Source organism: Pseudomonas sp. DWP3-1-2 (assembly GCF_049896285.1).
Classification (GTDB): Bacteria; Pseudomonadota; Gammaproteobacteria; order Pseudomonadales; family Pseudomonadaceae; genus Aquipseudomonas.
This window is the reverse complement of the sequence record NZ_JAFCTZ010000003.1, coordinates 374745-399089: the sequence shown is the minus strand read 5'-3', so window position 1 is coordinate 399089 and position 24345 is coordinate 374745. Positions and strand designations below refer to the sequence as shown.

Sequence of the window (24345 nt, the reverse complement as noted above, 5' to 3'; positions counted from 1 at the left end):
CACCGAAAAAGCCCGGCCTGGGATTACAGGTCGGGCTTTTTTTGTGCGTCCTGATTGGCCTCGGCTCGTGAGCGGCCTGCCTGACACACCGCTTCGCGAGCGTCGTAACCTCCGTGAGCTCCTCTATCCAGGCACCTGTCATCAAGGCTGCAACTGCTGCGGCGTCTCCTCGCCGGCACAGCGCACGGCCTGTTTCTTGTCATTGATCAGCACACCCGACAGACCTTTCTGCGCGGTATCGAACAGAACCAGCACGCCGTCGATGCACTGTGCGACCTGAGTGGCCGGGGTGACGGATATCTTGTAATCCTCGCCCGGCACGGTCTTGAGCATGGTGAACTGGTCGAGTAGCAAGGCGTCTTCCGGCTTGGCGAAATGCAGATAGCCGTAGTACCAGAGGGTGCCGACAGTGCCGATGATGCAGCAGATGCCCGTGATGATCATCGGGATGGCGTTACGTTCTTCGTTCATTGGGGTTTCTCAGACTCGTCAGTGATCGGATTCGATGCAGGGCTGCGATAGTTCGGCACTTCTGCCAGGCGCCGCAGGCCATTGAAATGCAGTGGGTCTTCCAGGTAGCGCAACATGACCTTGCGCCACGTGGGGTCGGAAAAGGTCTGCACGTGACCGCCCCGGGTCAGCTGCAGCACACGGGGCAGCGGCGCAGCCTTGTACAGGCTGATGCCGTTGGCCAGGGGCACAAGGGTGTCGTCCATGCTCTGAAAAATAAGCATCGGCGTGCCCGACAATTGCGGCAAGCCATTGATGGCGCTGTCTGTGTCGGGAATCAGCCATGACAACGGTGTCTGCACGGGCCAGGTCAACCATGACGTGCTCAAGGTGTAGCGCGCCACCTGGCGATAACTCGCTGGCGTACCGTCCAGCACCAGCGCCCTGAGCCGGGCCCGTTGCGCGGGGTGTTCGGCCAGGTAATGCACGCCCAGCGCGCCGCCGATGCTTTGCCCAAGCACTATCAACGGTTTGCCTTTCACCTCGGGTGCCTGATCGAGCCAGCTAAAAGCGGCGTCTATGTCCTGATAAATGGCTGGCAGACTCGGTTCGCCTTGAGACAGGCCGTAGCCGCGATAGTCCAGCAGCAATACTTGATACCCCTGCTCCGGCAGCCACCAGCTCCCCCCCAGATGCCAGGCCAGATTGCCGCCGTTGCCGTGAAGATGCAGCACCGTGCCCTTGACCGGCACGCCTTCTTTGGCCGGCAACCACCAGCCATGCAGGCGCGTGCCATCGGCAGCGGTCAAGATGACGTCGCGGTATTGCAGGTGGGCTTTTTCCGGGGTGAACGGCAGGCCCGGTTCCGGGTAGAACAGCATGGAGCTGCAGCCGGAAAGGGTGAACAGCAGCGCAAGGGTGGTCAGCAACTTCAAGCGGGATTCCTTTTGCCTGTTGGAGCGAGGCTTGCCCGCGAAGGCGATTTCTCTCGCTCAGAAATGTGCAAACCTGCCAACCTCTTCGCGGGCAAGCCTCGCTCCAACGGAGTCAATCCCTCTACAAAATATTGGCGTAGTCCGCTTCGATCCGGTCCAGGCTCAGATGATTGAGGAAGTTCGAGAAGCACATCCACGCCGACAATGCGTTCATGTCGCGAAACTGTTCAGGCAGGTACTTGGGCGGAACCACCAACCCCTCATCCACCAGTTGACGCAGGGTGCGCATGTCTTCAAGGGTGGTCTTGCCGCAGAACAGCAGCGGCACTTGTTCCAGCTTGCCTTTGCGAACCGCCAGCTGAATATAGTTGTAAACCATGATGAAGCCCTTGAGGTAGGACAAGTCTTTGGTAAACGGCAGGCCGTTGGGCACGGACCCACGGAACACCCGGCTGGCGTTGCCATAGCTCTCGGACATGCCGAAGCCCTGCTCACGGTAGAACTCGAACACCTGCAGGAAGTCGGCGCCCTCCTCGGCCATGTGGATGGCGCGGGTGCGGTTGGTGAGCTTGCGCAGTCGGCTCGGATAAGACGCAAAGGCGATGACTTCCATGAGAATCGCCAAGCCTTCCTGAGTCACGGTGGATGAAGGCGGCCCCTTGGAGAGGAAGGTGCAGATGGGCTGGTTCTGGCCGTTAAGGGTCGTGCCCACATGCACCAGCCCTTCATGAACCTCCAGGGCACGCACGTCCCGCTCGTTGAACATGGCGTCGGTGCGGATTTTGATGTAGTCGGCACCGGCGGCAGCGTCGGCGACGATGCCATCGGACTCAAATACCCGGATGGTTTCCTCTGCCTCGCCAAACACCTTGTTCAGGCGACTTTGCAGCATGGCCACGGCGTCCTGGGCGGAAAGTGTCTTGGCTTCGTCCTTGAGATCGCCGCGGCCGTCGATGTTGTTCAGGTAGTCCGACAGCATCAGCCCCAGATCAGACAGCGTCGGATCGCCGGCATGAAAGGCATCCGACGCCGCGCCGTAAAGCTCCTGGGAGATCAAGCCGAAATCCGGCGTGCCGCGAGCTTCGAGCATGCGGATCACCATGCGGTATTCCTTGCACATGCGCCGCATGATCTGCCCGACCGGATTGAACTGCCCCAGCTGACGAGTGATGTCGCGCTCGATGTTCTGAAACTCCAGCTTCACCGCACCGGAATCGAAGCTCAGAGGGCGATTTTCATAGTAGGCGCGGTCTACGGCAGGCATGGCCTTGCCCTTGGCTGCGAGGAAATCCTTGCGAACGGTGTCGTCCCATTTCACCGCATCCAGAACACGAATCGGCGTTTGCGCCAAGACGATACGATCCGACAACGTACGAATAGTCTGCTGGTACTCGTCCACCCGGTACTCCTTGGTTGGTTAGGCGTATAGCCCTACTGGGGCATGCGCTGGTAGCGCGCAACCTCGAGGAACACATCAGAATTGGCTGGATCGTCAAGGTACCCGAACACTGTGGTCAGCGGACTGGTAATCAACACCCCATCGCCCTTTTCGGTTTCCTGCATTTGCCCGTCAAGAAGCTTTTGCTCCACCCACTGCCTGAAATAATCCAGATCCAGGTTATAGACCACCAGTTCATCGGCTTGCGTCACTTCAAACCCGGCAATCACGAAATGCGCGCCATATTGCTCAGGCAAGCCCGCCGACAGATACCAGCGGCTGCCATGCCGGACAACGGTAAAACCGTACTCATCGCGGTGCTTGCGGTCGCCTTTACGGTAGCTGATCGCCCTGTACTGGTGGTTACCGGCGGATTTGATCTCCAGTTCCAGAGGTTCACCCCAGGCGTTCCTGCTTGTCCAGGTACCCAACAGCTGCGATGGCGCTGCATCGTGGGCCGGTATAGGGTCCTCGAACGTCACCAGACAGCCGCTCAGCAGCAGGAACGACATCACAAAGGCCAGACGCCAGACTTTCATGAGGGGCTCCCGAGAGAGACGTCTCACTCGCCAGCAGGATTCGCTGTGCCCAGCACCAAGTGCAGCTGGCGAGTCAGAATGCCGAGGTTTTCTTCGTCCGCGTCGGGCTGCGGGCCGTGAAGCAGAGCCTGATATTCCATCCGGCACATGATCCCCGTCAACACCTGAGCGTCCTGAAGCGGTCGAGCCGAGCCCATGACCTGCAAAAACTGACAGGTGCCTTGCAGCAGGATTTCCTGGTGCGCGCTGACCAGACGGGCCAGGCGCGGGTTGATCAGGGCTTCATGATGGAACGCGTGTTCGGCGATCAGATAGTCCCGACGGGTCTGCAATTGATGACGGATGTACTCCATGGCCATACCGGCGATTTCATCCGCCAGACGTGAACGCGCCGCTGCCGTGCCGTCATTCTGCGCCACCATGTCGCGCAACACCGCTTCGGTATTTTCCCAGAGCCTGGCCATGTAAGCGGCGCTGCGCTCGACGTATTGGGAGAAGGCATCGGTGAGCAGATCGTTGATGTCTTTGAAATAGTACGTAGTGGCAGAAAGCGGCACGTTGGCCTCGGCTGCAACCGCTCGATGCCGCACCCCGCGCACGCCATCGCGCACAACGATGCGCATGGCGGCGTCGAGAATGTCCTGCCGACGCTGTTCGCTGCCCTGCCGACTCGCCTTGCGGCCTTGATACTCGACACTTAACGCCACGGCGGTGGCGGCCTCTGCGGCTCCATTTTGTGCGATCGAACGGGTCACGACGGGGGTTTCCTTTGATAAATATAGCCGCAGCCAAACGCAGACTCTGCTGGAGCGAGCGCGGCAGCGGCTCAACCGCCAGCAGACATAAAAAAGCCGCCCATCGAAGGCGGCTTGTTTTCACGGCATTTACGCCTGCGGGCGCATGTGCGGGAACAGGATCACGTCGCGAATCGACGGGGCGTTGGTGAGCAGCATCACCAGCCGGTCGATGCCGATACCTTCACCGGCTGTGGGCGGCATGCCGTATTCCAGCGCACGCACGAAGTCGGCGTCGTAATGCATGGCTTCGTCGTCACCGGCGTCCTTGTCGGCCACCTGAGCCATGAAGCGCTCGGCCTGGTCTTCCGCGTCATTCAACTCGGAATAGGCGTTGGCGATTTCGCGACCACCGATGAACAACTCGAAGCGATCAGTCACATTCGGGTTGTCGTCGTTGCGACGAGCCAGCGGCGACACTTCGAACGGGTACTGCGTGATGAAGTGCGGCTGCTCCAGCTTGTGCTCCACCAACTCTTCGAAAATCATCACCTGCAGTTTGCCCAGACCTTCGAAGCCCAGCACCTTGGCGCCGGCGTTCTTGGCGATCGCACGAGCCTTGTCGATATCTTCCAGGTCGGCGGCGGTGAGTTCCGGGTTGTACTTGAGGATCGAATCGAACACCGACAGGCGCGCGAACGGCTCACCGAAATGGAACACCTTGTCGCCGTAGGGCACGTCGGTGCTGCCCAGAACCAGCTGCGCCAGCTCACGGAACAGTTCTTCGGTGAGGTCCATGTTGTCTTCGTAGTCCGCGTACGCCTGATAGAACTCAAGCATCGTGAACTCAGGGTTGTGACGGGTCGAGACGCCTTCGTTACGGAAGTTGCGGTTGATCTCGAAGACCTTTTCAAAACCACCTACCACCAGACGCTTGAGGTACAGCTCCGGCGCGATGCGCAGGAACATGTCCATGTCCAGAGCGTTGTGATGGGTTTCAAACGGCTTGGCCGCTGCGCCACCCGGAATGGTTTGCAGCATCGGCGTTTCGACTTCCAGGAAGTCGCGCTTCATCAGGAAGCTGCGAATGTGCGCGATCACTTGTGAACGCACGCGGAAGGTCTGACGCACGTCATCGTTGACGATCAGGTCGACGTAACGCTGGCGATAGCGGGTTTCGGTGTCGGTCAGACCGTGGTGCTTGTCAGGCAGCGGACGCAGCGACTTGGTCAGCAGGCGCACGTGGGTCATTTCCACATACAGGTCGCCCTTGCCGGAACGCGCCAGGGTGCCTTCGGCCGCAATGATGTCGCCCAGGTCCCAGGTCTTGACGGCGGCGAGGGTTTCCTCGGACAGCGTCTTGCGGTTGACGTAGACCTGAATGCGCCCGGACATGTCCTGGATGACCATGAACGAACCACGATTGAGCATGAGACGACCGGCCACCTTAACCGGGATCGCCGCTTCAGCCAGCTCTTCCTTGGTTTTGTCGGCGTACTGCTTCTGCAAGTCTTCACAGTAGCTGTCGCGGCGGAAGTCATTCGGGAAGGCCTGACCCTTGGCGCGCTCGGCAGCAAGCTTTTCCTTGCGCAGGGCGATCAGGGTGTTTTCTTCCTGTTGCAGGGCTTGCGGGTCGAGTTGTTGGTCGCTCATGTCTTTAGATATTCCATCACAGGTTCGTTGTCCCCCGCCTGCGGCAGGGGATCGCGGGCAAGCCACGCGCCGGCAAGGCCGGGGTGGCTGCGCGTGGTTACAGCCCTTGTTTGAGGCTTGCGATCAGGTATTCGTCGATGTCGCCGTCGAGCACCTTGTCGCAGTCGCTGCGTTCGATGTTGGTGCGCAGATCCTTGATCCGCGAGGCATCCAGAACATAGGAGCGGATCTGGTGACCCCAGCCGATGTCGGACTTGGTGTCTTCCACGGCCTGGGAAGCGGCGTTGCGCTTCTGGATTTCCTGCTCGTACAGACGTGCCCGCAACATCTTCATCGCCGTGTCTTTGTTGGCGTGCTGGGAACGCTCGTTCTGGCAGCTGACCACGGTATTGGTCGGAACGTGGGTGATACGTACCGCCGAGTCGGTGGTGTTTACGTGCTGACCACCAGCGCCCGAGGAGCGGTAGGTGTCGATGCGCAGGTCCGACGGGTTGATGTCGATTTCGATGTTGTCATCGATTTCCGGCGACACAAACACGGCCGAGAACGAGGTGTGACGACGGTTACCGGAGTCGAACGGGCTTTTACGCACCAGACGGTGTACACCGATTTCGGTCTTGAGCCAGCCAAAGGCGTATTCGCCCTTGATGTGCACGGTAGCGCCCTTGATACCGGCGACTTCACCGGCCGACAGCTCCATGATGATCGCTTCAAAGCCGCGTTTGTCGGCCCAGCGCAGGTACATGCGCAGCAGGATGTTGGCCCAGTCCTGCGCTTCGGTGCCGCCGGAACCGGCCTGGATGTCGAGGTAGGCGTTGTTCTGGTCCATGTCGCCGCTGAACATGCGACGGAACTCCAGCTTTTCCAGCGCTTCGCGCAGGCGCTCGACTTCAGCGGCCACGTCGTCCACGGCAGCCTGGTCTTCTTCTTCGGCGGACATCAGCAGCAGGTCCTTGGCGTCGACCAACCCGGTGGACATTTCGTCCAGGGTATCGACGATCTGCGACAGCAAGGCACGCTCGCGGCCCAGGCTCTGTGCGTATTCGGGTTTGTTCCAGACGTTCGGATCTTCGAGCTCGCGGTTAACTTCGGTCAGACGATCATGTTTGTGATCGTAGTCAAAGATACCCCCGAATGGTTTCGGAGCGCTCGGACAGGTCCTTGATGCTGTTTAGGATCGGGTTGATTTCCATGGTAGGCAGCACTCGCAGGCGAAATTTTCAAAGCCGACGAGTATACACCGGTGGGTGCCACGAAGGCAGCCCGTTGGGCAGTGTATTCAGCCAGCCCATGCAATTCCCGTTGGAGCGAGCGGGCGGCGTTCCGACTTGCCCGCGAACGCACGGCTTCGTTGGAGCGTGGCTTGCCCGCGAAGGCGATATTTCTGACGCAAGATCTGTATCAAAGGCTCCGTCCTCTTCGCGGGCAAGCTTCGCTCCAACAGGTTTTTTTCACCCCACCGAAACCTGATTGCGCCCATTGTGTTTGGCGGCATAAAGCCCCTTGTCGGCCTCCTGAATCAACTGTCGGCTGTTGCTGCCCACTGACGGGATCATGGTCGCCACCCCGACACTGATGGTCAGGCTCGAACCGGGTACAGGTGCGATGTGCGGGATGTTCATGCCCGCCACGGTCATGCGCAGCTTTTCGGCCAACAGGCGTGCGCCACCGGGGGAAGTATTGGGCAAGACCAACGCAAACTCTTCGCCGCCATAACGCGCCGGCAAGTCCGAGGGGCGCGAGCAGCCTGCACGAATCGCCTTGGCAACCTGACGTAGCGCTTCGTCGCCCTCCAGATGGCCGAAGCTGTCGTTGTAGGCCTTGAAGAAGTCCACATCAATCATCATCAGCGATAGCTGGCTTTGCTCCCGGGTCGCCCGGCGCCATTCCAGTTCCAGGTATTCGTCGAAATGACGCCGATTGGACAATCCGGTCAAGCCATCGGAGTTCATCAGGCGTTGCAGCACCAGATTGGTGTCCAGCAACTGTTGCTGGCTGACGCGCAAGGCGCGGTAGGCCTCGTCACGCTGCAACAGCGTCATGTAGGAGCGCGAGTGATAACGAATGCGCGCCACCAGTTCGATGGTGTCCGGCAACTTGACCAGATAGTCGTTGGCGCCGGCCGCGAACGCCGCGCTCTTGATCAGCGGATCTTCCTTGGTGGAAAGCACAATGATCGGGATGTCTTTGGTCATTGGGTTGTTGCGGTACTCACGCACCAGCGTCAGACCGTCCAGGCCCGGCATCACCAGATCCTGCAGGATGACCGTCGGTTTGATCAGGATCGCCTGGGCGATGGCCTGATGAGGATCGGCGCAAAAGTGAAAGTCGATGTTGTCCTGTTCGGCCAGCCCGCGACGTACCGCTTCGCCGATCATGGCCTGGTCATCGACCAGCAAAACCATGGCTGCATTTTCATCCGAGGACTTGAAACCGTCCATCTGCAGGTCATTCATTAGGGGAACTCCTAAGCACCCGTTGGCTGTGAATCCAACCGGAGCTTCATTGGGCAAAAACCTCTCTCAAGCGAGGTGCGATGGTGTCCAGCGCACGAACCTCGACAGCGGCATCAATGTCGGCGGCAGCCTTGGGCATGCCATACACCGCGCAGGACTGCTGGTCCTGAGCGATGGTCAAATAACCTTGCTGGCGCATTGTCTTGAGTCCTTGAGCGCCATCGCGCCCCATTCCAGTCAGCAATACGCCCACGGCGTCACCGTTCCAGTAATGGGCCACACTCTCGAAAAAAACATCGATTGAGGGGCGATAGATTTCGTTTACCGGCTCTGCCGTGTAGGCCAGCGTGCCGTTCTTCAACAGGCGGATATGGTGGTTGGTCCCCGCCAGCAGAACCGTGCCGCTGCGCGGGGGTTCACCTTGTCGGGCCAGACGTACCGGCAGACCGCAGGCACTGCTTAACCACTCAGCCATGCCCGCGGCAAATATCTGGTCGACATGCTGGACCAGCACGATGGCGGCGGGGAAATTCACCGGAAGCCCCTTCAACAGGAGTTCAAGTGCAGCCGGACCGCCCGCCGAAGAGCCAATGGCGACCAGCCCTTGACGCTGCGCAGTGGCGCGTATCGGCGTGGCGACCGCAGGCTCCCGCGTGCCGCGTTGCCCGATCAGCCAGCCTATGTTGAGAATCTTGCGCAGCAGGGGCGCCGCCGCTTCCCTGGGGTTGCCGCCACCGATGGCGGGCGTGTCCACCACATCCAGCGCGCCGTGACCCATGGCCTCAAATACGCGGTGGACGTTTTGCTCGCGGTCGACGGTTACCACGACAATGGCGCAGGGCGTCGACGCCATGATCTGTCGCGTAGCCTCGACGCCGTCCATGACCGGCATGATCAGGTCCATGAGGATCAGGTCCGGCGTCAGTTCCGCGCACCGCCGAACCGCTTCGGCACCGTCGGACGCGACCCAGACCACCTGATGCGCGGGTTCGAAGGCAAGCGCCCGGCGCAGTGCTTCGATTGCCATGGGCATGTCGTTGACGATTGCAATTTTCATCCTTGAGCATCCCCGATCAATTCGGCAACGGCATCGAGCAGCGCGTCGTCATGAAAGCTGGCCTTGGCCAGGTAATAATCAGCGCCGGCATCCAGACCTCGGCGCCGGTCCTCTTCGCGATCCTTGTACGAAACCACCATCACCGGCAACGACTGCAAGCGCGTGTCCCGGCGCAGCAGCGTGACCAGCTCGATACCGTCCATGCGCGGCATGTCGATATCCGTTATCAGCAGATCGAAATCTTCGCCACGCAGGGCGTTCCAGCCATCCATGCCGTCCACGGCAACCGCCACCTCGTAGCCGCGATTGACCAGCAACTTGCGCTGCAGCTCACGCACGGTCAACGAGTCATCCACCACCAGCACCCGCTTGCGAGTGACGGCATCGGCCCGCTGATCACGCCGATCAATGCGTTCCAGACGCCCGGTATTGAGGAGCTTTTCCACCGAGCGCAGCATGTCTTCGACATCGATGATCAGCACCGCTGAACCATCGTCCAGCAACGCCCCCGCAGAGATGTCCTGAACTTTGCCCAGACGCGGATCAAGGGGCAGGACCACCAGTGTCCTCTCCCCGATAAAGCGCTCAACCGCCACGCCATAAACGGCATCGCGCTCGCGGATCACCACCACCTTGAGTATGCCGTCAGCGTGTTGGCCGGGCGGGCGCTGCAGCAACTGGCTGGCGGAGACCAGCCCCACATGGCGGCCTTCGTGCCAGAAATGCTGGAGGCCTTCCAGCTGGACGATGTCCTCGGAGGCCACGTCGCTCATGCGTTCAATGTGCGCCAACGGGAAGGCGTAGGCTTCACCCCCCACCTCCACCACCAGGCTGCGCACCACCGAAAGGGTCAACGGCACTTCCAGCAAGAACCGGCTACCTCGGCCCGCCGCCTGCTCAAGTTCGACCCCGCCGCGCAACTGTCGCACCATGTCATGGACGGCATCGAGGCCGACGCCCCGCCCCGATATCTCGGTCACGGTGTCGCGCAGGGTGAACCCCGGCAGAAACAGAAAGCTGAGCAGTTCTTCCTCGCTCAACTGGGCGACGGTCTCTGCGGGAGACAACTGCCGTTTGATGACCGCACTGCGCAGCCGTTCAAGGTCGACGCCATTCCCATCATCACTGAGTTCTACCCGCAATTGACCGGCCTGATGCGAAGCCTTGAGACGGATGAGCCCCTCGGCAGGCTTGCCTGCGGCGATACGCTGTTCGGGAAGCTCGATGCCATGGTCAACGGCATTGCGCAGTAAATGAGTCAGTGGCGCTTCAAGTTTTTCCAGCACATCACGATCAACCTGGGTTTTTTCGCCCTCGATTTCCAGCCGTACCTGCTTGCCCAGCTCGCGCCCAAGGTCGCGGACCATTCGCGCCTGACCACCGAGCACGTCCGCGAACGGCCGCATCCGGCAGGCCAATGCCATGTCGTAAAGCTGCTGGGAGCGCTGCGCCGCCAGCCAACCGAACTCATCCAGTTCGACCGTCTGCTGGATCAGCATCTGTTGTGCCTCAGCCAACATCCGCCGCGCTTCGTCCAGGGCTTTGCGCGCCTCGGGCGTCATGCCGGTTTCACCAAACCCGGACTCCAGATCATCCAGCGCCCGCTGGCTGTTGCCCTGCAGACGCTTGAGCCGTTGCATATGAGTGAGAAACGGCTTGAGCCGTTGAGTCTCCACCAGGGACTTGCTGGACATGTCCAGCAAGCCATTCAAACGCTCGGCAGTGACCCGCAATACCCGCTCGCCCCCATCGCTGGCCCTTCTGTTGCGGCGCGGAGCGGCGGCGGGGCTCGGCTGAGGTGGGGGCGGTGCGGGCACATCATCGACGACAGATTGAGATGATGGCGTGGGTTGAACGTCAACAAGGAGTGCCGCCGCGTCGGCCAGCAACGTCGCACTGGCCAGCAGGGCCGAGTCTGCATCGGGCTCTGCCGCAGGCGATGACGTAGAACCGCGCAGCTTGCCCGCACTCTGGGTCAACAAGGTATTCATGCGCGCCACATAGGCGTCGATGTCCGTCTGGCCTACGTCGTTCACGCCAGGTGTGGCAATGCGCATCAGCAAGTCGGTGCCCTGCAGCAAGGCGTCGATGTGTTCAGCCTGCAGATACAACCGGCCTTCCTGGGCGCTGACCAGGCAGTCCTCCATGACGTGGGAAACACTGACACCGAAATCGACCCCGACAATACGCGCCGCGCCCTTGAGCGAGTGGGCGGCGCGCATGCAGGATTCCAGGTACTCGGCCTGGGTCGGATTGCGCTCGAGGGCCAGCAAGCCGGCGCTCAATATCTGCGTCTGGGCTTCAGCCTCCAGCGTAAACAGCTCGAACAGGGATGCATCGCGCATTTGATCCGGGGTCATGTCAGGCTCCGATTGATCGCCGAGATCAACTGCTCTTCATCCAGCAGGCGCAGGCTGTAGGTTTTCCATTGCAATACGCCCCGGGTGAATCGGGCGTTGGCGTGGCTTCCAGAGGCTGACGCCGAGTCCAGTACGGTTTCATCGATGCTGTGGACGCCATCCACTTCATCAACCGGCACCACCACTGAACCACCCTGGGCCGCGATAATCAGCATGCGCGGCACGACGCGAATCGACCGGGCAAGCCCCGGGACCGGGTCCAGCCCCAGTAACTCCACCAACGACAGGCAGGCTACCAACGCACCGCGCACGTTGGCTACGCCGAGCAACGCCCGGGAGCGCTGGTGGGGCAGCGAGTGAATGGCCTGCAACGGCGCAATCTCCACCAGGCAACGCGTCGGCAAGGCCAGCCATTCGTCTCCGAGGCGAAAAACCAGGATCGAGCGCGTCTTGATGTCGACCTGCATCTCGCTGCTGAGGGAATAGTCGTGGTCTGCACGAGCCAAGGCATAACGGTCGAGCAAGCGCGTGGCCGCGGCCGAGTAGACCGGGCAATTGCGACAGTGAATGTGCTCGATCAGCAACGGGCATGAACGGTCACCGTGGATACCCATGCCATTCCAGCAGTCGTCGATGGCCTGAGCGTCTTCGTGAGTCAAACTCGAATAGTCGTAATTGCCGCTCATTGCCCGCCTCCTTTTCTACTCGCGCCCCGAGCGGCGCGCTCCTGCAAGCGGCGCGCACCGCTCCGGTCGCCCTGGGCCTCAAGCAACGCGGCAAGTTGCGCCAGGGTTTCGGCGTGCTGGGGGTCCAGATACAGCGCCTTGCGGTAAAACCCCTGGGCCAGCGCGGCATTGCCCTCGACTTCGCTGAGCAGTCCCAGCCAATAGAAAATCTGCGCGACCGGCTCGTGGTGTTGCAGGAAGCGCTCACACGCCGTTCGCGCTTCGGCGCTTCGGCCCTCATTGGCGAGGCTCGCGATGGTGGCGAGCAAGGTTGCAACATTGTCGCCTCCGACAGGTGAAGCGGGCGCCGGGATAAGGGTCGGTCGCACGGCAAACGATGCGGGTGTAGCCAGGCGCGGAAATGCCCGGACCGGCATGCGCACCGGCGGCGCGACGCTTGTACCCGGCATGCTGCGCGCAAGACCGGAAAGCGGCAAAGGTGCCTGGATGACAGAGACAGGCTGGGGGGCTTCAACGCAGTGACTGAATGCAAATGTCTGCGGGATGCCGATGGAGCGCATCCCCATTCGCGTCAGCAGGCTGCCCTCCGCAGGTCCGATAAACAGCACGCCCTCCTCGTGCGTCAGCCGTTTAAGCACTTCAAACACTTGCTTCTGGGTGACCTGATCGAAATAGATCAGCACGTTGCGACAGAACACAAAATCATAGGGTGTCTGGGTCAGCAGCGCGGGGTCCAGCAGGTTCGCCGGACGAAAACGGACGCAATCACGCACCCGTTTATCCACCAGAAAGCCGTCGTCAAGGGGAATGAAGTAGCGCTCGCGAAACAGCGTGTCCGCACCACGAAATGAATTCTTGCCGTACACGCCCCGCTCGGCACGAGCGATGGATACCGGGCTGATGTCCATCGCGTCGATCTGAAACAGCTGCACGCCGACGGGCGCATCCAGCAACGCCATGGCGATGGAATAAGGCTCTTCACCTGTGGAGCACGGCAGGCTGAGAATGCGTACCGGTCGGGCGCCTTTCAGCGCCGCCACGCGCTCGCGAACCAGTTTGCTCAAGGAGGCAAAGGATTCCGGGTAACGGAAGAACCAGGTTTCAGGCACGATCACCGCTTCGATCAAGGCCTGCTGTTCGCTGGTCGAGGACTGCAGCAATGTCCAGTAACTGTGCGTATCCGGCGAATGCGATACGGTGCAGCGATGGCGCAGCGCACGCTCGATGGTTGCCTCGCCGACGGAGGCGACGTCCAGGCCGATGCGTTCTCTAAGGAAATCGAAAAAGTGCGCAAGTTCACTCATTGCGCCTCCTCGATCACAGCAGGCGGCTGCGGGTACAACAACGCCCGAACCTCATCGCTGAGCAAGTCCTGCACGTGAATCAACTGCAACAGGCCCGACTCGTCCTCCCGCACCGGCCCCAGATAGCGGGCGTCAGGGTTATCCAGGCCATAGGCTTTGAACTCGCCGGGCGAGCAGCGCAACGTATCAGTGGCTTGTTCCAGGATCAGTCCGAGCAATTGCGGGGCGGCGGTGTCGACGCGATAATTGACCAACACCAGGCGGGTACTGGTGCGCACCTTGGCAGGCTGGCCGAACGTCAGGGCACACAGATCGATGACCGGCACCATGGCGCCGCGATGGGCAAGGATTCCCGCGACCCAATGGGGCGCACGGGCCACGGATTTGAGTTGCAGGCGCGGCAGTATTTCAGCAATTTCCATCGCTTCCAGCGCGTAGCGTTCCTCACCGATGTGAAACATCAGATACAACTTGTTGCTGCACGCCGGATGGCTGCCGCGCTTGGCCGGATGTTCGCTCATCGAAGGGGCTCAGACCTTGAAACGCGAAACGCCGCCGCGCAGCCCCACCGCGACCTGACTGAGCTCGTCGATGGCAAAGCTGGCCTGGCGCAGGGACTCCACGGTCTGACTACTGGCATCACCCAACTGGACAAGCGCCTGGTTGATCTGTTCTGCACCGGTGGCCTGGGCCTGCATCCCCTCGTTGACCATCAGCACGCGAGGCGCAAGGGCCTGCACCTGATGAATGATCTGCGACAATTGCTCGCCCACCTGCGCCACTTCGAACATGCCCCGGCGCACCTCTTCGGAGAACTTGTCCATGCCCATGACACCTGCCGACACCGCCGACTGGATCTCCCGGACCATTTGCTCGATGTCATAGGTGGCCACGGCGGTCTGGTCAGCCAGACGCCGCACCTCGGTGGCGACTACCGAGAAGCCTCGGCCGTACTCACCGGCTTTTTCAGCTTCGATGGCGGCATTGAGCGACAACAGGTTGGTCTGATCAGCCACCTTGACGATGGTGACGACCACTTGATTAATGTTGCCGGCCTTTTCATTGAGAATCGCCAGTTTGGCATTGACCAGGTCGGCGGCCCCCATCACCGAGTGCATGGTGTCTTCCATCCGCGCCAGGCCTTGCTGACCGGAGTCGGCCAACACGGAAGCCTGGTCCGCAGCGGACGTCACCTCGGTCATCGTGCGCACCAGATCACGAGAGGTCGCAGCGATTTCACGGCTGGTTGCGCCAATTTCAGTAGTTGTGGCGGCGGTTTCGGTGGCTGTCGCTTGCTGTTGCTTGGAGGTGGCAGCGATTTCCGTCACCGACGTCGTGACCTGAACCGAAGACCGCTGGGCCTGGGAGACCAGCCCGGTCAGCTCGGTCATCATGGCGTTGAAGCCGGTTTCCACGGCACCGAACTCGTCCTTGCGGTCAAGATTGAGCCGCTTGCTCAGGTCTCCGGTGCGCATGATGTCAAGGATGCTGACAATACGTTGCATGGGCGACATGATCGAGCGCATCAGCAAAAGACCGCACAGGCCGGCCGCAATCACCGCCACAATGAACGAAATGACCATGCTGATCTTGGCAGTTTTCACGACCGAGGCGATGTGGTTAGTGGCATCGTCAGCAATTTTTTTGTTGACCATGATAATGTCATTCAGCCGCTCGCGCCCCTCGGACCACACTGGCCGGACTTCGTCGTAGAACGTCCCACGGGCGGTCGCGTAATCGCCGTTTTGATAGGCTTGGTCTACTTCAGCCAGAAGCCGGGAATAAGTGGCGCGAAGCTTCTCGAATTCGTTGAAGTTGGATTGATCCGGCTCACCCAGCGTAGCCCGTTTGTAATTATCGACCTGCGCCTGCAGAACGCGCTCAAACTCCTTGAAATGAGCCTTTTCCGGAGCGGTCAGTTCACGCCCTTTGCCCTCGCCGATCAGTTCCAGGGTACGAATGTAGCTTTCGCCCCAGGCGCTGCGCAGCAAGGTACTGAAGTACACGCCGGGAAGCGCATGAACGCGAACCTGTTCCTCACTGGACTCAATCGCCTGCAGACGCGAGTAAGACATGACAACCATCAGCAGCATGATGGCGATGATTACAGAGAAACTCGCCAGAATCCGTTGGCGCAAGGTCCAGTTCTTCACAGTCAGCCCTCAAGAGTTCAACATCGGCGCAGTCACCGAGTTCAAGAAGCGGACCGACAGACGGCCCAAAGCGGCCTGAGTATAGCCCAGAGCCCTGCCTATTAAGGCGATGTTTCACAGATAGTTAAAGCGTTATCCCCTTGAGATCCCCGAAATTTCCTACACAACCGATGCTGATTGATGGGTTGAACGCTGTTTTTTCTCCGCTCAAACAGCCCCAGCAAAAAGGCCCTTCCCGGTGTCGGGAAGGGCCTTGGCAAACGGATTGAGTGGCGACGAAGCGTGGCTTACTGCGCGTTTCGGACCTGCGCTTCCAGTTCGGCCTTGAGCCCTGGTTCAAGCTTCAATTGCCGGGCCAGTTCATCGAGGTAGGCGCGCTCCATGAAATGTTCTTGATCCACGAGCATGACGCTGGCGATGTACATTTCGGCGGCCATTTCCGGTGTCGCGGCAGCACGGGCGACTTCTGCGGGGTCCAGTGGTTTGTTCAGCTCGGCATGGAGCCAGTGTTGCAACTCATTGTCGTTGGTCAACTTGGTGAACTCGCCTTCGATCAGCTCGCGCTCGCGCTCGTCGACGTGGCCATCGGACTTGGCCGCCGCCACAAGGGCCCGCAGGATCGCCTGGCTGTGTTCCTCAACCTGAGCCGGTGGCAGACGGTCAATGGTTTGCGGCTCGCTTTGTGGGGCAGTGCCCTGGCTGGCCTGCCAGTTACCGTAAGCCTTGTAGGCCAGCACACCGAGCGCCGCCAGACCGCCGTAAGTCAGCACTTTGCCGCCCACATTGCGTGCGCCTTTATTGCCCATCAACAGCCCCATTGCACCAGCCGCCAGCGCGCCGCCGCCAGCGCCCGACAACAGGCTGCCCAAACCGCCCTTGCCAGCGCCCCCCAGCAAGTCGCTGAGGCCACCTGATGAAGATTTGTTAGCCGGTCGAGCACTGCCCGCTTTGTCTTGCAGCATTTGCTGGCCGGACTTGAGAAGTTGGTCGAGTAAGCCACGTGTGTTCATGGAAAGCCTCCGTAAACCCTGTCAGACAGTTCAATGGCTGGCAGATTAGATCGAAGTGTGTCGAGTCTGGCATTCGGTGTGCTTCTGAATGTTGCAAGGCAACCGGCGCTGCTGCACATTGTGATCATTCCAATGTCCAAAAATGTCGCTTCACGTCGTCGTATCACTGCTGTTGATAACTGCCCCGAACATAACTATAGAAGAGGGAACCTTGATGTCAGCACATAAAACCGCACTATTGAGCCTACTCATCAACGGTCTGTTCGCCAGCGTCAGCGTGCAGGCAGCCGAAATGCCCAGCGCCGTCGGTGACGGCGAAGGTCAGCTGGATATCGTCGCCTGGCCGGGCTATATCGAACGGGGTGAAAGCGACAAAGCCTACGACTGGGTGACGGGTTTCGAGCAGGAAACCGGTTGCAAGGTCAACGTCAAGACGGCTGCCACTTCCGACGAAATGGTCAGCCTGATGACCAAAGGCGGCTATGACCTGGTGACAGCTTCAGGCGATGCTTCGCTTCGACTGATTGCCGGCAAACGCGTACAGCCCATCAATACCGCGCTGATTCCCAACTGGAAAAACCTCGACCCGCGCCTCAAGGGTGGCCCGTGGTACGTGGTTGACCAGCAGACGTACGGCACGCCTTATCAATGGGGGCCAAACGTCTTGATGTACAACACCACGGTTTTCCCGGTGCCACCGGTCAGCTGGAGCGTGGTATTCGAAGCTCAGGATTTCCCCGATGGCAAGCCCAACAAAGGCCGGATACAGGCGTACGACGGCCCGATCTATATCGCGGACGCGGCGCTGTATCTCAAGTCCGCCAAGCCGGAACTGGGCATCACCGACCCTTACCAACTGACCGAAACCCAGTACGCGGCCGTGCTGGAACTGCTGCGTAAACAGCAACCGCTGATCCATCGCTACTGGCACGACGCGACGGTGCAAATGAGCGACATGAAAAATGAAGGCGTGGCCGCCACCAGCTCATGGGGGTACATGGTCAATGGTTTGCAGGCCGACAAGCAGCCAATCGCCTCGACCATCCCCAAGGAAGGCGCCACCGGCTGGGCCGACACCACCATGCTGCATGCCGATGCCAAGCATCCGAACTGCGCCTACAAGTGGATGGACTGGTCACTGCAGCCGAAAGTCCAGGGCGACGTGGCCGCCTGGTTCGGTTCGCTGCCGGCGGTACCCGAAGCCTGCAAAACCAACGAATTGCTGGGCCCTCAGGGTTGCGCCACCAATGGCTTCGATCAGTTCGAGCACATCGCCTTCTGGAAAACCCCGCAGTCTGAAGGCGGAAAGTTCGTGCCTTACAGCCGCTGGACTCAGGATTATATTGCGATCATGGGTGGGCGCTGATAACGCATAAACATCGGCAGGAGTGAACGTGTTCGAGCCTCGAACGACGTGGGACCGGCTTTAGCCGGGAAGACGGCATTGCTCGCGACGAGCTTGCAGTGGCTGTACCGGCCTCTTCCCGGCTAAAGCCGGTCCCACGAGATATCCGTCGGTGGAAATCCAGGACGGCGAGTCCTTCTCCATGCTCGGGCCGTCACTGACAAGGAACACCAAGACGAGTGACCGCTGGCTGTTTTTTCGTGGGACCGGCTTTAGCCGGGAAGACGGCATTGCTCGCGACGAGCTTGCAGCGGCTATACCGGCCTCTTCCCGGCTAAAGCCGGTCCCACAGAGTCGAGAGACCCACCGGACCCTGTCACCCGATGAAGACTCGATCGCAGCAAGCCTCCATCGGGGGCACCATGCAGCGACCTTGCGGAGCAAGAAGCGATGCCTTTAGCCGTCCAGTTCACCCATGTTTCCCGTGCGTTTGGCGAGGTGAAAGCCGTTGATGATGTGTCGGTGGAAATCCAGGACGGCGAGTTTTTCTCCATGCTCGGGCCTTCAGGTTCGGGCAAGACCACGTGCCTGCGGTTGATCGCCGGATTTGAACAACCCAGCACTGGTTCTATCCGCATTCATGGGGAAGAAGCGGCAGGCTTACCGCCCTATCAACGCGATGTGAATACGGTGTTTCAAGACTACGCGCTGTTCCCGCACATGGACGTGCGGGACAACGTTGCCTACGGGCTGAAGGTCAAGGGTGTCGGCAAGGCCGAGCGTTACACCCGGGCGGACGAAGCCCTGGCCATGGTGGCCCTGGACGGTTACGGCCAGCGCAAGCCCGTGCAGTTGTCCGGCGGGCAGCGTCAGCGAGTCGCCCTGGCCAGGGCGTTGGTCAATCGCCCTCGGGTTCTGCTGCTGGACGAGCCGCTGGGCGCGCTGGACCTCAAGCTGCGGGAGCAAATGCAGGTTGAGCTGAAAAAACTGCAACGCCAACTGGGCATCACCTTCATTTTCGTCACCCATGACCAGACCGAGGCGCTGTCCATGTCGGATCGGGTCGCGGTGTTCAACAAGGGGCGCATCGAGCAGGTGGACACCCCGCGCAACCTGTACATGAAGCCTGCCACGACCTTTGTGGCCGAGTTCGTCGGCACCTCGAACGTGATCCGTGGCGAACTGGCTCATCAACTGAGCGGTAACGCCCAGCCGTTTTCCATTCGCCCGGAACATATCCGCTTCGCCGCAGGCCCCTTGGCCAGCCACGAAATCGAGGTCAGCGGCCAGCTTCACGACGTGCAATACCAGGGCAGTTCCACCCGTTACGAACTGGCCCTGGACGGCGGCCAGTTGCTGAGTATCAGCCAGGCCAATACACAATGGCTGGACGACAGCGGCCAACACGTGCCGGGCCAGCGCATGACGATCCGCTGGGCGAAAGAAGCCATGGTCGCGCTGCGGGATGCGCCCCAGGGCAATACCCCGGAAGCAGAGGGCCCATGACATGAGCCAGGTGCTTGTCCCGGCGTCGCGGCCAGACTCATCGACGCTGCGCCGGGTGTGCGATCTGTTGTACACGCGGCCGAATCTGTACTTGTCGCTGTTGCTGATCCCGCCATTGTTCTGGTTTGGCGCGGTCTATTTCGGTTCGCTGCTGAGCCTGATCTGGCAAGGCTTTTACACGTTCGACGACTTCACCATGGCCGTTACGCCAGACCTGACACTGGCCAACTTCGCCGCGCTGTTGCAGCCCGCAAACTTCGACGTCATCAAACGTACGCTGATCATGGCTGTCGCCGTGTCCATTGCGAGTGCGGTGGTTGCCTTTCCGATTGCCTACTACATGGCACGCTATACCCGAGGCAACACCAAGGCATTCTTTTACATCGCGGTGATGCTGCCCATGTGGGCCAGTTATATCGTCAAGGCGTATGCCTGGACGTTGCTGCTGGCCAAAGGCGGAGTCGCCTATTGGTTCGTGCAGCATCTTGGGCTTGAGCCCTTGTTGCAGTTCATTCTCGAGATACCCGGATTGGGCGGCAGTACCTTGTCGACCTCCTGGCTGGGCCGCTTTCTGGTGTTCGTTTATATCTGGCTGCCGTTCATGATCCTGCCCATCCAGGCGTCCCTGGAAAGACTGCCGCCCTCGCTGCTGCAAGCGTCGGCAGACTTGGGCGCCAGGCCTCGACAGACGTTCATGCAGGTGATTCTGCCGCTGTCGATTCCCGGTATCGCCGCTGGCTCGATCTTCACGTTTTCCCTGACCCTGGGGGATTTCATCGTGCCGCAGCTGATCGGTCCGCCGGGGTACTTCATCGGCAGCATGGTCTACGCCCAGCAAGGCGCGATTGGCAATATGCCCATGGCGGCAGCGTTTACCTTGGTGCCCATCGTGCTGATCGCGATTTATCTGTCCATCGTCAAACGTCTGGGGGCTTTCGATGCGCTTTAAACCTGCACCTCAAGCAGACAAAGCCTCCCTCGGCCTGCGCATTGCCGCCTGGGGCGGGCTGGTGTTTCTGCATTTTCCGATCCTGATCATCTTCCTGTACGCCTTCAACACTCAGGACGCCGCCTTCAGCTTCCCCCCTCAAGGCTTCACCCTGAAGTGGTTCAGCGTGGCGTTCTCAAGACCGGATGTTCTGGACGCGATCAAGCTTTCCCTGCAAATCGCCTGCGTCGCCACCCTGATCGCCATGGTGCTGGGCACGCTCGCGTCTGCGGCGCTTTATCGGCGGGACTTTTTTGGCAAGGACGCGATCTCGCTGATGCTGATCCTGCCCATCGCCCTGCCCGGCATCATCACCGGGCTGGCGTTGCTGGCGGCGTTCAAGACGCTGGGCATCGAGCCCGGCATGTTCACCATCATCGTCGGCCACGCCACGTTTTGTGTGGTCATCGTCTATAACAATGTCATCGCCCGACTGCGCCGCACGTCCCATAGTCTTATCGAAGCCTCGATGGATCTGGGCGCGGACGGCTGGCAAACCTTTCGCTACATCATCATGCCCAATCTGGGCTCGGCGCTGCTGGCCGGGGGCATGCTGGCGTTTGCCTTGTCGTTCGACGAAATCATCGTCACCACGTTTACCGCGGGTCACGAACGCACGCTGCCCATCTGGCTGCTCAACCAGCTCAGTCGACCGCGAGACGTTCCGGTCACCAACGTCGTGGCGATGCTGGTCATGCTGGTGACCATGTTGCCGATTCTGGGCGCGTACTACCTGACACGCAGCGGCGAAAGCGTGGCGGGCAGTGGTGGTAAATAACCTGAGGCTTCATTGAGGAAACAACCATGCAAACCAAACTGCTGATCAACGGTCAGCTGGTGGCGGGTGAAGGCCCGAGCCAGGCCGTGTTCAACCCGGCTTTGGGCCGAGTGCTCGTGGAAATCAAGGAAGCCAGCGAAGCTCAGGTGGATGCCGCCGTGCGCGCCGCCGATGCAGCCTTCGAAAGCTGGTCGCAAACCCCGCCCAAGGATCGGTCACTGTTGTTGCTCCAACTCGCCGACGCCATCCAGGCCCACGGCGAAGAGCTGGCCAAGCTGGAATCGGACAACTGCGGTAAGCCTTACAGCGCGGCCTTGAACGATGAGATTCCGGCGATTGCCGATGTTTTCCGCTTCTTCGCCGGGACCAGTCGTTGCATGAGCGGTTCGGCGGCGGGCGAATACCTGCCAGGGCATACGTCGATGATCCGGCGCGATCCCATTGGCGTCATCGCGTCCATTGCGCCGTGGAACTACCCGCTGATGATGGTCGCCTGGAAAATCGCTCCAGCGCTGGCCGCTGGCAACACCGTGGTGCTCAAACCGTCCGAGCTGACGCCGCTGACGGCCTTGCGCCTGATGGAACTGGCGATGGATATTTTCCCTGCCGGGGTGCCGAACCTGGTCTTCGGACGGGGCTCAACCGTTGGCAACGCCTTGGTGACCCATGCGAAGGTGCGCATGGTTTCCCTGACCGGCTCCGTCGCCACCGGCTCGCACATCATTTCCAGCACCGCAGGTACGGTTAAACGCACGCACATGGAACTGGGCGGCAAGGCACCAGTGATCATCTTCGATGACGCTGATATCGACGCGGCGGTGGAAGGGATTCGTACCTTTGGTTTCTACAATGCCGGCCAGGACTGCACCGCCGCATGCCGGATTTATGCGCAAAAAGGTATCTACGACCGGTTCGTGGAAAAACTCGGGCAAGCCGTCAGCAGCCTCAAACACGGCCTGCAAGGCGACCCGCAAACCGAGCTGGGGCCATTGATCAGCGCCCAGCATCGAGACCGCGTCGCCGGTTTTGTCGAGCGCGCGCTTGCCCAGTCCCACACCCGCCTGATCACCGGTGGCAAAGCCGTGGACGGCAATGGCTTTTTCTTCGAGCCCACCGTCATCGCCGATGTTCTGCAGGATGACGAAATCGTGCGGCGCGAGGTATTCGGGCCTGTGGTGTCCGTGACGAAGTTTGATGACGAAGCCCAGGTACTGCGCTGGGCCAATGAATCCGATTACGGCCTGGCGTCGTCCGTATGGACCCAGGACATCGGACGCGCCCATCGACTGGCCGCGCGCCTGCAATATGGCTGCACCTGGGTGAACACCCACTTCATGCTGGTCAGCGAAATGCCCCATGGCGGTCAGAAACTGTCCGGCTATGGCAAGGACATGTCGATGTATGGCCTGGAGGACTACACCACGGTGAGGCATGTGATGTTCAAGCATTGATGGGGGATGTCGCGGTTCCTTGCTCCCGGTGCGCGATCGCGTATCTGTAGATACTCTGTTGCAGAGTATTGGAATCGCAAGCATATCCAGCAGCGGAGGCGACGCACAGTCGCCTTTGCGCCCTTACGGCTGCCTATAAAACAAAAAGCCACTTTGTCTTGGCAAAGTAAAAACCGTTCGCTCCTTTGTTCAGTCAAAGCCTGCGAAGCAGGGACCGGACGTCGGCGCAAACGGTTTTCGTCTATTTTGCCACGACAAAATGGACCCGGCCGTCAGGACGGAACCTCAGTGCGCAACGCTGAACGTACTCGATCAGTCCCGCAAATCAGACTCATGAATCGGCTGATCACGATGCGTGGCGCGCTGATATTGCGCAGGCCAGGTTGCCAGGCGTCCGCCCAGATCGTCATCGGCGTGCAGCGGCCAGTACGGATCGCGCAGCAACTCGCGGGCCAGCAGAATGATGTCGGCCTGGCCGGTGCGCAGGATGTGCTCGGCCTGAGCCGGTTCGGTGATCATGCCCACCGTGCCCGTGGCCATTTCCGACTCTTTGCGTACGCGCTCGGCAAAGCGCGTCTGATAGCCGGGGCCTACGGGAATCTCGGCGTTGGCTGCAGTGCCGCCGGAGGAAACATCAATCAGGTCCACACCCAGAACCTTGAGACGTCGTGCGAGTTCAACCGTCTCGTCCGGGTTCCAGCCGTCTTCAACCCAATCCGTTGCCGACACGCGAACGAACAGCGGCAGTTCTTCGGGCCAGACCGCGCGGACCGCTTCAGTCACTTGCAGGGTCAGTCGAATACGATTCTCGAACGAACCGCCGTATTGATCCCGGCGTTGGTTGCTCAGGGGAGAGAGGAATTGATGCAGCAGGTAACCATGGGCGGCGTGGACTTCCACAACCTTGAACCCGGCGGTCAGTGCACGCTTGGCTGCATCGACGAACGCCTGGATCAGCTCCTGGATCTGCGCTTCACTCAACTGCACCGGCGCGGTGTGTTTGGGATCGAAGGCAATCGGCGATGGGCCCCACGGCGTCCAGCCGCCCTCTTCCACCTTGATGCTGCCGGACTTGCCCAGCCATGGCCGCCATGTGCTGGCCTTGCGTCCGGCGTGCGCGAGCTGAATGCCGGCAACCGCGCCCTGGGCCGTAATGAAACGGGTGATGCGTTGCAGGGGTTCGATCTGCTCGTCACTCCAGAGGCCAAGGTCTTCGGGAGTGATACGGCCATCCTTCGTGACTGCCACCGCCTCGGAAAAAACCAGCCCGGCGCCGCCAACGGCTCGGCTACCGAGGTGAACCAGATGCCAGTCATTGGCCAGGCCATCCACTGAGGAATACTGGCACATCGGCGACACGGCAATGCGATTGCGCAGGGTCAACTGGCGCAAGGTGTAGGGTTCTAGCAGCAGGCTCATGGGCACCTCTCAGGATCAATAATGTCGTTCCGGCAGGGTGTAAAACCGTACCAAGAGACTAGTCGACAATCCGATCCAACCGA

At 60.4% G+C, this 24345-nt stretch carries 21 protein-coding genes; 5 read left to right on the top strand and 16 right to left on the bottom strand.

Going from position 1 to position 24345, the window contains the following annotated elements; genetic code table 11:
- Nucleotides 1–141: 141 nt before the first annotated feature.
- From ACP7B0_RS10720 to ACP7B0_RS10650, 15 genes are all read right to left on the bottom strand, one after another.
- Nucleotides 142–471 carry a hypothetical protein gene (locus tag ACP7B0_RS10720; protein ID WP_426141271.1) on the bottom strand — a complete coding sequence of 110 codons (330 nt, stop codon included), beginning with the start codon at nucleotides 469–471 and terminating at the stop codon, nucleotides 142–144.
- Nucleotides 468–1385 carry an alpha/beta hydrolase gene (locus ACP7B0_RS10715; protein WP_426141270.1) on the bottom strand — a complete coding sequence of 306 codons (918 nt, stop codon included), beginning with the start codon at nucleotides 1383–1385 and terminating at the stop codon, nucleotides 468–470. Before ACP7B0_RS10715 ends, ACP7B0_RS10720 begins: the two co-directional genes overlap by 4 nt.
- A gap of 121 nt (nucleotides 1386–1506) precedes the next feature.
- Nucleotides 1507–2784: a flavohemoglobin expression-modulating QEGLA motif protein gene (locus tag ACP7B0_RS10710; protein ID WP_426141269.1), complete on the bottom strand. Its 1278-nt coding sequence runs from the start codon at nucleotides 2782–2784 to the stop codon at nucleotides 1507–1509.
- 32 nt (nucleotides 2785–2816) lie between these two features.
- On the bottom strand, nucleotides 2817–3362 hold the full coding sequence (locus ACP7B0_RS10705) for a hypothetical protein (protein ID WP_426141268.1): 546 nt from the start codon (nucleotides 3360–3362) through the stop codon (nucleotides 2817–2819).
- A gap of 23 nt (nucleotides 3363–3385) precedes the next feature.
- The gene (locus ACP7B0_RS10700; protein WP_426141267.1) at nucleotides 3386–4117 is read right to left on the bottom strand and encodes a TetR/AcrR family transcriptional regulator; all 732 of its coding nucleotides are present in this window, start codon (nucleotides 4115–4117) and stop codon (nucleotides 3386–3388) included.
- A gap of 129 nt (nucleotides 4118–4246) precedes the next feature.
- Entirely contained in the window at nucleotides 4247–5749 is a 1503-nt protein-coding gene (lysS, locus tag ACP7B0_RS10695; RefSeq protein WP_426141266.1) for a lysine--tRNA ligase, read from the bottom strand.
- Between the two features lie 97 nt (nucleotides 5750–5846).
- Nucleotides 5847–6942, bottom strand: a protein-coding gene (gene prfB, locus ACP7B0_RS10690) for a peptide chain release factor 2 (RefSeq protein ID WP_426141265.1) whose coding sequence is annotated in 2 segments (ribosomal slippage) — nucleotides 5847–6869 and nucleotides 6871–6942 — 1095 coding nt in all. Because the reading frame shifts where the segments join, the coding sequence is not laid out codon by codon here.
- A 258-nt stretch (nucleotides 6943–7200) separates the two neighbouring features.
- On the bottom strand, nucleotides 7201–8205 hold the full coding sequence (locus ACP7B0_RS10685; RefSeq protein WP_426141263.1) for a diguanylate cyclase domain-containing protein: 1005 nt from the start codon (nucleotides 8203–8205) through the stop codon (nucleotides 7201–7203).
- Between the two features lie 46 nt (nucleotides 8206–8251).
- Nucleotides 8252–9262 carry a chemotaxis response regulator protein-glutamate methylesterase gene (locus ACP7B0_RS10680; protein WP_426141262.1) on the bottom strand — a complete coding sequence of 337 codons (1011 nt, stop codon included), beginning with the start codon at nucleotides 9260–9262 and terminating at the stop codon, nucleotides 8252–8254.
- The gene (locus ACP7B0_RS10675) at nucleotides 9259–11622 is read right to left on the bottom strand and encodes a hybrid sensor histidine kinase/response regulator (protein ID WP_426141261.1); all 2364 of its coding nucleotides are present in this window, start codon (nucleotides 11620–11622) and stop codon (nucleotides 9259–9261) included. Before ACP7B0_RS10675 ends, ACP7B0_RS10680 begins: the two co-directional genes overlap by 4 nt.
- Complete coding sequence (locus ACP7B0_RS10670) at nucleotides 11619–12308, bottom strand: chemotaxis protein CheW (RefSeq protein WP_426141260.1); 690 nt, start codon at nucleotides 12306–12308, stop codon at nucleotides 11619–11621. Before ACP7B0_RS10670 ends, ACP7B0_RS10675 begins: the two co-directional genes overlap by 4 nt.
- Nucleotides 12305–13612, bottom strand: a complete 1308-nt coding sequence (locus tag ACP7B0_RS10665; RefSeq protein WP_426141259.1) for a CheR family methyltransferase — start codon at nucleotides 13610–13612, stop codon at nucleotides 12305–12307. Before ACP7B0_RS10665 ends, ACP7B0_RS10670 begins: the two co-directional genes overlap by 4 nt.
- Entirely contained in the window at nucleotides 13609–14133 is a 525-nt protein-coding gene (locus ACP7B0_RS10660) for a chemotaxis protein CheW (protein ID WP_426141258.1), read from the bottom strand. Before ACP7B0_RS10660 ends, ACP7B0_RS10665 begins: the two co-directional genes overlap by 4 nt.
- Before the next feature lie 9 nt (nucleotides 14134–14142).
- A complete protein-coding gene (locus ACP7B0_RS10655) occupies nucleotides 14143–15765 on the bottom strand; it encodes a methyl-accepting chemotaxis protein (protein WP_426141257.1) in 1623 nt (540 codons plus the stop codon).
- 287 nt (nucleotides 15766–16052) lie between these two features.
- Nucleotides 16053–16775, bottom strand: coding sequence for a tellurite resistance TerB family protein (locus ACP7B0_RS10650; RefSeq protein WP_426141256.1), 723 nt, complete (start codon nucleotides 16773–16775; stop codon nucleotides 16053–16055).
- A gap of 214 nt (nucleotides 16776–16989) precedes the next feature.
- Here ACP7B0_RS10650 and ydcS point away from each other — a divergent pair, with 214 nt between their 5' ends.
- From ydcS to ACP7B0_RS10625, 5 genes are all read left to right on the top strand, one after another.
- The gene (gene ydcS, locus ACP7B0_RS10645; protein WP_426141254.1) at nucleotides 16990–18141 is read left to right on the top strand and encodes a putative ABC transporter substrate-binding protein YdcS; all 1152 of its coding nucleotides are present in this window, start codon (nucleotides 16990–16992) and stop codon (nucleotides 18139–18141) included.
- Nucleotides 18142–18570: 429 nt separating this feature from the next.
- On the top strand, nucleotides 18571–19626 hold the full coding sequence (locus tag ACP7B0_RS10640) for an ABC transporter ATP-binding protein (protein ID WP_426141253.1): 1056 nt from the start codon (nucleotides 18571–18573) through the stop codon (nucleotides 19624–19626).
- A gap of 1 nt (nucleotide 19627) precedes the next feature.
- On the top strand, nucleotides 19628–20575 hold the full coding sequence (locus tag ACP7B0_RS10635; RefSeq protein ID WP_426141252.1) for an ABC transporter permease: 948 nt from the start codon (nucleotides 19628–19630) through the stop codon (nucleotides 20573–20575).
- A complete protein-coding gene (locus ACP7B0_RS10630) occupies nucleotides 20565–21392 on the top strand; it encodes an ABC transporter permease (protein WP_426141251.1) in 828 nt (275 codons plus the stop codon). The genes ACP7B0_RS10635 and ACP7B0_RS10630 overlap by 11 nt, the downstream gene beginning before the upstream one ends.
- A gap of 26 nt (nucleotides 21393–21418) precedes the next feature.
- On the top strand, nucleotides 21419–22843 hold the full coding sequence (locus ACP7B0_RS10625; RefSeq protein ID WP_426141250.1) for a gamma-aminobutyraldehyde dehydrogenase: 1425 nt from the start codon (nucleotides 21419–21421) through the stop codon (nucleotides 22841–22843).
- A gap of 312 nt (nucleotides 22844–23155) precedes the next feature.
- On the opposite strand, the gene ACP7B0_RS10620 is transcribed toward ACP7B0_RS10625, so the two are convergent.
- Nucleotides 23156–24262, bottom strand: coding sequence for an NADH:flavin oxidoreductase/NADH oxidase (locus tag ACP7B0_RS10620; protein WP_426141249.1), 1107 nt, complete (start codon nucleotides 24260–24262; stop codon nucleotides 23156–23158).
- Nucleotides 24263–24345 lie beyond the last annotated feature (83 nt).